The sequence below is a fragment of the Acinetobacter sp. YH01024 genome (genome assembly GCF_013420195.1).
GTDB lineage: Bacteria > Pseudomonadota > Gammaproteobacteria > Pseudomonadales > Moraxellaceae > Acinetobacter > Acinetobacter amyesii.
Genome location: NZ_VOYQ01000002.1, coordinates 169,894 through 180,537 on the forward strand (window position 1 = coordinate 169,894; position 10,644 = coordinate 180,537).

General features: G+C 40.7%; 10 protein-coding genes. 2 read left to right on the forward strand and 8 right to left on the reverse strand.

The features are described 5' to 3' along the window. Nucleotides 1-140: 140 nt before the first annotated feature. Nucleotides 141-815, forward strand: coding sequence for an HTH-type transcriptional repressor FabR (gene fabR / locus FTT88_RS02095; protein ID WP_372491111.1), 675 nt, complete (start codon nucleotides 141-143; stop codon nucleotides 813-815). Nucleotides 816-879: 64 nt separating this feature from the next. Here the strand turns inward: fabR and FTT88_RS02100 are convergent, their stop codons facing one another. Beyond that, entirely contained in the window at nucleotides 880-1,677 is a 798-nt protein-coding gene (locus tag FTT88_RS02100) for an alpha/beta fold hydrolase (RefSeq protein WP_180003806.1), read from the reverse strand. Nucleotides 1,678-1,783: 106 nt separating this feature from the next. Continuing rightward, on the reverse strand, nucleotides 1,784-2,047 hold the full coding sequence (locus FTT88_RS02105; RefSeq protein WP_078193592.1) for a PAAR domain-containing protein: 264 nt from the start codon (nucleotides 2,045-2,047) through the stop codon (nucleotides 1,784-1,786). 512 nt (nucleotides 2,048-2,559) lie between these two features. Between FTT88_RS02105 and FTT88_RS02110 the strand changes: the two genes are divergently transcribed. Further along, on the forward strand, nucleotides 2,560-2,997 hold the full coding sequence (locus FTT88_RS02110; RefSeq protein ID WP_180003804.1) for a hypothetical protein: 438 nt from the start codon (nucleotides 2,560-2,562) through the stop codon (nucleotides 2,995-2,997). A 112-nt stretch (nucleotides 2,998-3,109) separates the two neighbouring features. Here the strand turns inward: FTT88_RS02110 and rapA are convergent, their stop codons facing one another. The 6 genes from rapA to thiE form a co-directional block, all read right to left on the reverse strand. Further along, complete coding sequence (rapA, locus tag FTT88_RS02115) at nucleotides 3,110-5,947, reverse strand: RNA polymerase-associated protein RapA (protein ID WP_180003802.1); 2,838 nt, start codon at nucleotides 5,945-5,947, stop codon at nucleotides 3,110-3,112. A gap of 141 nt (nucleotides 5,948-6,088) precedes the next feature. Further along, the gene (locus tag FTT88_RS02120) at nucleotides 6,089-6,733 is read right to left on the reverse strand and encodes an RluA family pseudouridine synthase (protein ID WP_180003800.1); all 645 of its coding nucleotides are present in this window, start codon (nucleotides 6,731-6,733) and stop codon (nucleotides 6,089-6,091) included. Between the two features lie 133 nt (nucleotides 6,734-6,866). Then, nucleotides 6,867-7,571, reverse strand: a complete 705-nt coding sequence (locus FTT88_RS02125; RefSeq protein ID WP_180003798.1) for a phosphopantetheine-binding protein — start codon at nucleotides 7,569-7,571, stop codon at nucleotides 6,867-6,869. A 189-nt stretch (nucleotides 7,572-7,760) separates the two neighbouring features. Continuing rightward, a complete protein-coding gene (locus FTT88_RS02130) occupies nucleotides 7,761-8,177 on the reverse strand; it encodes a heme-binding protein (RefSeq protein WP_180003797.1) in 417 nt (138 codons plus the stop codon). 102 nt (nucleotides 8,178-8,279) lie between these two features. Beyond that, nucleotides 8,280-9,578 carry a glutamate-1-semialdehyde 2,1-aminomutase gene (hemL, locus tag FTT88_RS02135; RefSeq protein WP_180003795.1) on the reverse strand — a complete coding sequence of 433 codons (1,299 nt, stop codon included), beginning with the start codon at nucleotides 9,576-9,578 and terminating at the stop codon, nucleotides 8,280-8,282. 35 nt (nucleotides 9,579-9,613) lie between these two features. Then, nucleotides 9,614-10,234, reverse strand: a complete 621-nt coding sequence (thiE, locus tag FTT88_RS02140) for a thiamine phosphate synthase (RefSeq protein WP_078188828.1) — start codon at nucleotides 10,232-10,234, stop codon at nucleotides 9,614-9,616. Nucleotides 10,235-10,644: the final 410 nt, after the last annotated feature.

The following is a 10,644-nucleotide window of genomic DNA, read 5'->3' on the forward strand; positions in this document are numbered from 1 at the left end:
AATTATTATACACATGTATATATATTTGTATATACGCTTGTGCATTTAATCGACATTTTCACAAAAGCTATTAGCAGACGCTATAATATGTTAATGTTTTTAATCTATTAAAAAATATGACTCAGTCTGCACAGACGAATATGGTTAACATGTACCAGGAAGAATTACATTCTGAAGCTGAAACTCCACTTGCAGTTCGCACTGTAGGCCGTAAAGCAACAATTACCAAGGAAGAACTGTTTCAGGCAGCGCTTAATTTAATTGGTCCACAAAAAAGTATTTCATCACTGAGTTTGCGTGAAGTTGCACGTGAAGCTGGCATTGCTCCAAATAGTTTCTATCGTCATTTCAAAGATATTGATGAATTAGCCATTGAGTTGATTGATCGAGCTGGCGGTGTGTTACGTCAAATTTTGCATGAAGCACGCCTTCAGGCATCACGCCAAAGCAGTATTATTCGTAGTTCAGTTGAAGTATTTATTCAGCAGCTAGATGCCGATGAAGGCAACTTAAGCCTGTTGCTTCGTGAAGGCTATACTGGTTCGCATTCTTATAAAAATGCAGTTGAGCGTCAACTCAACTATTTCCAACAAGAATTAAGAGAAGATTTAATCGTCCTAGAGCGTTTAAATCAGAGCAAGTTGGCTCATCCTGACATCGTGGCACGTGGTATTACCCAATTGGTGTTTAACATGGGTGCGAAAGTCATTGATCTACCGACAGAACAACGCAAAGAAGTTGCCGAACAAACCATGATTATGATTCGTATGATATTGGAAGGTGCTCGCCATCTAGACGAAGCCCAAATTCGCTAAAAATTAACGGTGAGAAAAAAAGAAGACGTTCAGGTCTCCTTTTTTATGAGCAAAATATATTTTTCTAATGCTGTAAGTACTGCATGACGTGTAGCGCTGTCTGTTTCGGCTGCTCAAGTGGAAACATGTGCCCACCATCAACCACACTATAATCTATACCATAGGTTTTCTTCATTCCGTCAGGCAAACCTTGTTTATAAAAATGGCTGTCATTTGCGGTGATAAGGTGTACAGGCATTTGAGGGGCTTTCCGTGGGGTACGCCACCACCATGCAGGCACTGTACGGAAAATTTGTGCTTCGACGGCTTTTGGAATGCTGAGGGTCACGCCACCGCGTTTTTCATCAGCTTGAATGCCTTGTGCAAAGTAATCTTCAAAACACTGCGAATCAAAACTTTTAAATAAACGATTATTCCGCAGAGCCGTATAGGCTTCATCCAAATTTGACCAATGATCATTGCGCTTCAGTGTAATTGCTGCAGGCGTGATTTTATCGACAGTTTTGAGCTTTAATTTTTGCATGCCTTCAAAAATGGCGGACTTAGGACCGATTACAAAAGGTGGATCCATAATAATCAGTTGTGAAAACAAATCTGGACGTTTATAAGCCGCCATCAGGGTGACTAAAGAGCCAAAAGAATGCCCTAGCCCAATCACTTGTTGCTTTGGAAATTGGTGCTCAATATCTGCGATGACTTGATCGACCAAATATCGCCAATCTTTGGTGATCGGATAGCGCTCATCCATACCAATCAGCGGAATCGCCTTCACATCAAATTGCGGTGAAAAGTAGGATAAAAACTTTCGATAACTCGCGGCAGGAATACCATTGGCATGGGTAAAATGGATCGCGCTTTTCATCTAAAACTCATCCAATCAACTGATGATGACCCATCATAAAGAGATCAATACGATTTAAACAGGACTCAAAGAGCTTATCTAGATGACCTAAAAGTCAGTATGCAGATTATTTTTGTGAACCGACCATTGATTGATTTGGTAAGAAGGTTGCGCCACAAGTGGTTTTATCTCCAGCAACCACAACACCACGCCCCTTTACCGTTGTACTTTGATCTGCCGCGATCGCAGCCACAGTCGAATTACATTTCGGGCAATAATGTTTCATGCCATTTAAATGCACCGCAATACCATTAATCACAAATGAAGGTTCACATTCTGAAACCACACCACCGTGTGACGTTTTACTACCTAAGGTAATTAAGGATTTCATATTTTTATTTTCTTCTAACGAACTGCTGAAATTTGAAGCATTTTAACGGAACTGCCCTCAACTCGCTAGCATCGAAGTATAAATTTAACCAAGCCAAAACTTTACTTAACTAAAGCATCAAAACACGACATTAAGACAGTTCGTGAACAATCATTTGATTATGATGCTATCGCTATATGTCCGAATACATTTAATCATTTCACTTTCAGGATTCAATCGATATCAATAACGACAGTTTATGTCGCGACGCCGATTCTTTTACTAATCAAAGCATGTATATTGGGTCTAGCAATGAGCATGAAGCGTAGCGCCCTATATTAACAATTTCATATTTAACTGAGCTACGAATCAAAAAATGTTGCATTTCTACGCCATGATTAACCTTAGAACGTTCTTAGACTAAACACATTATCCAAAACCATTTGTAGAAAATTTTAGATTCCAAACGTAGCGCCATTTCATTTTATAACGCAGATAAATAAAGCATAACCATTCTATTTTCAGGAGGTTTTATGATTTTAATAGATGACTTTGATTTAATCCAACCGCAAAAAGTCATCGTGCTAGACCATACACTAGATGACTCAACCCTGTTAACTGAAGTACTCGCTTTGTGTAAGACCGCAGCCCCAGAGCTAATCGTGGCGGAAAGCAAAGAGGCTGATTTAGTCTTACGTTTATTACCTGAAATACATGCTTATTGTGGTGCCATTGCCTTAAAACAGCCGCTATGCATTGACATCAACTTTGATTTACTTACTGCTCATTATGCAACACGCAGCCAAGCAGACCGATGTACGATCCAAATTCAGTTAGCAAAAAATCATCCGGACTATACAAAGCTCGAAGCCATATTTTATATGTTGGATGAACATGAAGACTTTGATCAAGCTGTAGAATTGCTGAAGAATAGTTACTTTTTTTATGCTGATGTCGACAATTTAGATTAAAAATAAACAATACAAAACTTAGATTTAGCGTAAATCTGTCGTGATTAATTTTGCAGTTATATTTTTAGCCATAAAAAAAAGCACCCGAAGGTGCTTTTTGAAGATTCTTAACTTATGGCTTAACCACTACCATAATTTGAATTGCTTCTGGTGTAACCGCCAGACCATCAAGCAGTGTTAAACCTTCTTTTTGCAGTTTTTGTAAACGTGCAATTTCATCTTCACGAATACTTGGGTTGAACTGCTTCAAATAAGTCAAACGGTCAATTTCATACTGCCATTTGCTACCATAGATTTCTTTGGCTTGTTGTTTAAAGCCCGGTAATGCGCCACGAGCAATTTCAAGCGCTTGCGTATAACGCTGTTCAATGACATCACGACGCGCCTTAACCACTTGGCGGCAACTGTTACCATCAAGATGATGTAAATAAGGACGTAAAATTTCAGGTGCAATTTTTTGCGATAAATCCTGACCTTTTTCGCTCAGTAATACACGAACCAACTGTTGAGGCAAACTTGACGGCAAATTCAATGCCTTTGGTGCAACCACATCGACTTTAAACCACACTTCCATTAACACAGAACCTTGCGGTAAAGCGGCCGATTTCAATACAGCAACGTTGGTACTACCAAAGCCTTGCGTATTAATCATTTCCATCACACTTTCAGTGAATGGATGCTCAAGTGTTAGATACTGAGCATCTTCACGGATCTGTGCTTGGTCACGATAGAACGTCGCCGTCATGCCTTCTTCGTCCAAAGTCAGACCTTGAACTTGCATTTGATCTGTTGGCTTGATGATCACTGTACCGTTACTTTGTTCATCAAAATCAATGTTTGTAGACGCCATGAAGCGCTTCATAAACATTGGCAACGTAGTATTGTCGTCGTAGTCTTCAAGTGCAGTCACAATTTCTTGTGCCACGATTGGACGGCAAGAGTTGTACTCAAGTAAACGGTCACGACCTTCTTGAAGTTCAGCTTCAAGCGCTTCACGTTGTACACTCACCGCTTCGAGCAGATCTTCAAACTCTTGGCCTTTATCTGCCAACAAACAATCTTTAAGATTGACGATGAAGTTTTCTTGGAGAGTTTGCGCTGTCGGGGAGATATTACAGAAAATATTTAATGCTTCGTTATACCAACGGAACATACGCTCTTGAGCAGTACCAACCAGATAAGGCACATGAATTTGAATACGATTTTCTTGACCAATACGGTCTAAACGACCAATACGTTGTTCAAGTACATCTGGGTTTGCAGGCAAGTCAAACAAAACTAAGTCCGATGCAAACTGGAAGTTACGACCTTCAGAACCAATTTCTGAACATAGTAAAATTTGCGCACCGTATGACTCTTCAGCAAAGTAAGCTGCTGCTTGGTCACGCTCTAATAAGCTCATGCCTTCATGGAACATCGCTGTACGAATACCCGCATGCAAACGAAGTACATTTTCTAAAGACTCAACCACTGGACCACTACGTGCAATCAATAACACTTTTTTGTGTTTCAGATCTGTACGCAGACGTTCCATCAACCACATCACACGTGGGTCGGTTTCCATCCACGAGCCATCAAGCTGCGCTTCTTCAGGCCACATTTGTTCACGTAGTTTGCCATCTTTAGACCAGTTTTCTGGTGCAGGTAATGGTGCAGGCTGACAGTCACGACCTGGGAAGCCTTGAATCGCTTCACGGGTATTACGGAATAAAATACGACCAGTACCATGACGGTCTAATAATTCGTGAATGGCACGGAAGCGTTGTTCTGGCTCGTCAGTAATTCGATGACCTAATAGGCTTTCAATCGCTGCCAAATGCCCTTCTTCGAGTGGGAGATCAGACATAAGCACTTCAGCAATTTTAGCTGTTTGGTGATACTGCTCTTCTTCATCCAAGAAACGATCAAGCGAACTAAAACGTTGTGGATCAAGTAGACGTAAACGAGCAAAGTGACTTTCCACACCTAATTGTTCAGGTGTTGCGGTTAATAACAAGACACCCGGAGTTTTTTCAGCAAGTTCTTCAACAAGGTCATAACGGTCATTGCCGCCTTCTTCTTCTGACCACATTAAATGATGGGCTTCATCGACCACGAGCAAATCAAAACCAGCTTCAAGCGCTTGTTCACGCAAGTCATCATGGTCGATCATCAAATCGACACTCGCAATGATGCATTGTTCAGTTAAGAATGGGTTGAGGTCTGGATCGTGTTCTTTAATCGAAGCTGTACGCGTCAAGTCAAATAATGAGAACTCAAGATTGAAACGACGACGCATTTCAATCATCCATTGATATTGCAATGAATCAGGTACTAAGACCAAGATACGTTCTGAACGACCCGTTTTGAGTTGCTGATGAATGATCAGACCGGCTTCGATGGTTTTACCCAGACCAACTTCGTCAGCAAGTAATACACGTGGAGCAAAACGTTTACCCACTTCATGCGCAATATACAGTTGGTGTGGAATGAGACCCACACGTGAACCTACCAAGCCACGTAGAGGGCTAGACTTCATATTGGCTTGAAGAAGCAGTGCTTCGATACGCAGGTCATACCATTCTTTATAGTCCACTTGGCTTGCAAGCAAACGATCTAATGGTTTTGCTAACTGAATACTTGCACCAATACGTGTTTCATTCAGTGCTTTACGCTCTTCTGTGCCATCGGCAAGTTTACGTACCGCGTTATAACGAACCACACCACCACGGTCTTCAAGAGATTCAACAGTCCAAATTTGACCTTCTTGGTCTTGGACTTCGTCATTTACATTGAAAACAATACGAGATAAAGGTGCATTGTGACGGGCATAGACACGAGTTTCATCACTTTTCGGGAATAAAATGCTGACCGATCGCTCATCAACATCAATAAGAACACCTAAACCCAGTTCCGTTTCTGTATCTGATAACCAACGTTGACCAATAGCAAACTGCTGCAATTTTTCCACCTTTTTCTCAAGTTCGGTCTGAAAATATTATGCTCAAACTGTGAACGTTATTTGAGCAAAAATCTAGACCATAAAGCAATATATTTTGACATAAAGCCCACTAAATAGTGAGCAGAATTCTTAGGGATTTAAATGATTTTCCTAAAATGGTACGGGACAGTGAAATTCCACTGTTTGCTCAGTTTCAGGATGGTTAAAACTCAAGCGCTCAGCATGTAAACATAAGCGCGGCATCAGCTGCTGTTGCTCAGGTGTTGCATACAAAGTATCACCTACAATAGGATGACCTAAATATTGCATATGAACACGAAGCTGATGTGATCGACCGGTAATAGGCGTTAACACTACACGTGTTACGGCTTGCCCCTGAATCTCAAAATGTTCAGTGGCTTTCCAATGCGTAAGCGCAGGCTTATTGTGTGCAGGATCGGCAATATGCAGTGGCGGATGTTCTGGGTCATATATGACCGGTACATCGACAGTACCTTCACCTTCGAGCGTACCCGCAACCAATGCCTGATATGTTTTTGAAGTTTGACGTTCTTGGAACTGGCGTGAAATTCGATTTTGCCCTTGACGGGTTAATGCAAAAACCAAAATACCTGAGGTATCACGATCCAAACGATGGATGAGCAAGGTATTCGGTTCAATTTTTAATAATCGATTGATAACACAGTCTTGTAAATCTGCTGTTTTTCCCGGAACTGTGAGTAAACCTGCTGGTTTATGGATCACCATAAAGTCAGTGTCACGATGTATCAGGTGTTCGGTTAGAAAATTACTCAAAGTTCAATCCAGTTCTGATCTCGAAAAACAAGGCGGCAATAATAAAAAGCTTAGCCAACAATTACAATGCACAAAGGCATATTTCCCGACGTATTTTCCGATTTAGAACAAAAATAATTCCAATTGGCTTTGTTTAGTCTGTACTGAGCAATTTTTCTAGCAATGCTTTTAGACTTGCATCATCTAAAAAGTCTTCATAACGGATGTTAGCACCATTGGCACGCCACAACCCAATTAAGCTGACCATGGCAACGGAATCTAGTCCATAACTGCGTAAATCCAATAAGGGATCTATTTCCAATGCCTCCATATCTAGCTGTTCTGCGATAGCCAATAATATGCCTTTGGCTGACAAGACGAATTCAGTTGGTGCTGACAGATTCCAAAGCCGCATCAAATTATAACTACTCATGTGATGAATCCCTTGGCCTGACATGGAGTCCACCCACTGAATATGCTGCTCCTGATTATTCATCGCAATCGCATCATCAACGATACAGATTTGCTCTGTTACGCTATATAGATGCGGCAAGATCTGTTTCAGCATAGGCGTGATTTGCCCTGCAAAGATGAGCTGCGGGTGTGTTGTTGCATATTCACCGAGCTGCGGCATGCCTTGAAGTAAATCATCACCATATAAATCGACAATAGGAATCTCTAAGGCTTTGGCTTTATTGGTCAGCTGGATAATATTTTCCATCAGCTGCGTATCCTGTATACCCTGCTGCATGCGTAGATTTTGCAGTCCTGCTAATACCAATACTGACTGTGTTGAAGACAGCTGCCATTTTGCTTGAGATGGTGAAAATTGGATTTTTTTAGGCATGGGATAAAGCATGGGAGGCTCTAAAAAATATTTAACGATTCTATGGATAGGCTTTGTTGCATAAATATGTAAGCATCTGATTTAAATAAATTTAATTTTGGATCAAAAAATAATCAAAACCTTTAAAATCATATAGTTATGAAATCTTTGTGCAACAAAGCCGATAAATTGCTAAAATTCAATTTAGTTAAACTAAAACAATCATCCTGCTTGCATCAAAAACTTCTCAATCGCCTGCTGTGCAATTTCTGCATCCTGAAATGACTTTACCCCAGACACGCCCATTGCACCCACCAATTGCCCTTCGTACATAATCGGCTCACCGCCTTCCAGCATGCCTGAAAAGGTATCCATGGTCAGAAAACCCATCTGACCACTTTTGATGATGTCTTCAAATAACTTTGAAGGACGACGGCTAATGGCTGAACATTTGGCTTTTTCTAAGCATAGATTTGCTGTCATTGGCGATGCACCATCCATTCGTTTCATCGCCAATAAATTGCCTGTATCATCCATTACCGCAATGCTGACATTAAAACCATTTTCTACTGCATAAGTATGTGCTGTGTTTAGTAAAAATTCTGCATCTGCTAAAGTTAAATAATGCTTGGTTTTCATTTAAAAATCCTTTTCTTAAAAAACTGAACTTATAACAACAAAAAAGCCCACAGCAGGCTGCGGGCTTTATTCTAAAGCAGAATTTACCGATTTAAATGAAAATTACTTCATTTCAGCAAAAACTTCTTTCGCCATTTCAATTGTAAATGCGATATCTTCATCGCTATGCGCGCTTGAGAAGAACCCTGCTTCAAATGCAGACGGTGCAAGGTTAACACCACGTTTCAGCATGCCATGGAAGAAAGCGCGGAACGCATCTACATCACATTTCAAAATTGAATCAAAACCAGTGATTTCAGTTTGATCTGTAAAGTAAATACCAAACATTCCACCTACTTGCTGCGTAAAGAACGGAATGCCCGCTTCGTCTGCAGCTACCTGTAAACCAGCAAGCAAACCTGCCAATTTTTCAGTCAAAGTTTCATAGAAGCCCGGCTGACGCAAATGTTTAAACATCTCAATACCGGCACGCATAGCCAATGGGTTACCAGACAATGTACCTGCTTGATAGACTTTGCCAAGAGGTGCAATGCATTCCATCACTTCACGCTTGCCGCCAAATGCACCCACAGGCAGGCCAGCACCAATAATTTTACCTAAAGTGGTTAAATCAGGTGTTACGCCATAATGCGCTTGCGCACCGCCAAGACCTACACGGAAACCTGTCATTACTTCATCAATGATAAAGACTGAACCATGCTCATCACACACATCGCGAATTGCTTGCAAGAAACCATCTATCGGTTTAACCAAGTTCATGTTGCCTGCAACTGGCTCGACAATTACACCTGCAATTTCTGAACCGAATTTTGCAAAGCATTCTTTCAGCATGGCGATGTCATTGTATGGCAGTGTTAAAGTGTGTTTGGCAAAATCAGCCGGAACACCTGCAGAAGTTGCTTCACCCTCACCCTTTGTCAACAAGCCTGAGCCTGCTTTCACTAAAAGCGAATCTGAGTGACCGTGGTAGCAGCCTTCAAATTTTACAATCTTGTCACGGCCAGTGTAGCCACGAGCAAGACGAATTGCTGTCATGGTTGCTTCTGTCCCTGAGTTGGTCATACGCACCAGCTCAATAGACGGCATAATTTCGCAAATAATATCCGCCAATGTCGTTTCATGCACAGTTGGCGCACCAAAACTTAAACCATCAACAGCCGCTTCTTGAACCGCTTTAATAATGTCGGGCTGCGCATGACCTAAAATCATTGGGCCCCAAGAGCCGACATAGTCGACATAGCGTTTTCCGTCTACGTCATAGAGATATGCGCCTTGCGCTTTTTCGATAAATACCGGTGTACCGCCTACACCATTAAATGCGCGTACAGGAGAGTTTACGCCGCCAGGAATATGCTTGCTGGCTTGTTTAAATAATTGTTCTTGCTTAGCAGATAAGCTCATAAAAATTCTCTACTTATTCAATCTAAAAAATAAAATTAAGCTTGTTCAGCAAAAAGCTCAGACCATTCATAAACACGACTGCTTACAGCAGACATTGAACGACCTAATACATCACTAATCACAGCACAAAGATCAGCACCCGCTTCAATCACTTCAGCGGAGTTCTCTACAGTTAAACCACCAATTGCACAAATAGGTACATTTAGTTTCGCTTTGGCTTGTTTTAGCGTTTCTAAGCCAATATTGCCTGCTTCAGGCTTGGTTTCAGTTGCAAAAATGGCGCCAAAAGCCACATAGTTTGCACCGTCTGCAATCGCCTGCTCAGCCAGCTCTAAAGAGTTATTACAGCTTCGACCGATCAAAACATTTTTAGGTAAGCGTGCTACAGCTTCAGCAATTGAACCGTCATCTTGCCCTAAATGGACCCCCACACCATATTGAACTGCAGTTTCTAGATCGTCATTAATAACAAAAGGCACTTTGTACTGATTACACATATTTTTCATGTATTCAATTTCATAAGCCTGATCTTCCTTTGCCACTTTTTTACGGCGATATTGCAAAACAGCAACTTCATAAGTTGCCATCGCGCCTTCGAGTTTGGCTAAAAGCAATTCGATAGGATCATCATTGGTAATGAGGTATAAACCACGCATAGTTCAATCACAACTTAAAACTTTTGAATATTATAACGATTAGGTCTATGAAATGTTGCTTGGGGCATAAAATTTTAATGCTTTGCCGCTGAGAAAGTTATATTCCTTTTCACAGGACTGCTTATATAAATGTTTAATTGAATTTTCTGTAGAAAATGGCAAAAAATACCTATTTTCAGGTATAGAACAAAACTGATACAAATTATTTAATACTGCAACAGAAGAACACAAAACGCAGCGCATAAAAACACAACACTTTATAAAAATAAAAATAAAAATAAAAATGTGTAACCTATTAGACTTTTTGGTGCTTGGTAAGAAACGTTTTGGGGAGCGTTCAGAGCATCAAAAAGTCTAGCCTATTTTATTAAAATTTTTATTATTATATTTTTCAAACAATAGAACTTTTC

Coding starts and splice junctions, on each gene's coding strand:
- hemL (WP_180003795.1), bottom strand. CDS start 9,578: ATGAGCTTATCTGCTAAGCAAGAACAATTATTTAAACAAGCCAGCAAG.
- FTT88_RS02125 (WP_180003798.1), bottom strand. CDS start 7,571: ATGCTTTATCCCATGCCTAAAAAAATCCAATTTTCACCATCTCAAGCA.
- fabR (WP_372491111.1), top strand. CDS start 141: ATGGTTAACATGTACCAGGAAGAATTACATTCTGAAGCTGAAACTCCA.
- FTT88_RS02105 (WP_078193592.1), bottom strand. CDS start 2,047: ATGAAATCCTTAATTACCTTAGGTAGTAAAACGTCACACGGTGGTGTG.
- thiE (WP_078188828.1), bottom strand. CDS start 10,234: ATGCGTGGTTTATACCTCATTACCAATGATGATCCTATCGAATTGCTT.
- FTT88_RS02100 (WP_180003806.1), bottom strand. CDS start 1,677: ATGAAAAGCGCGATCCATTTTACCCATGCCAATGGTATTCCTGCCGCG.
- FTT88_RS02110 (WP_180003804.1), top strand. CDS start 2,560: ATGATTTTAATAGATGACTTTGATTTAATCCAACCGCAAAAAGTCATC.
- FTT88_RS02130 (WP_180003797.1), bottom strand. CDS start 8,177: ATGAAAACCAAGCATTATTTAACTTTAGCAGATGCAGAATTTTTACTA.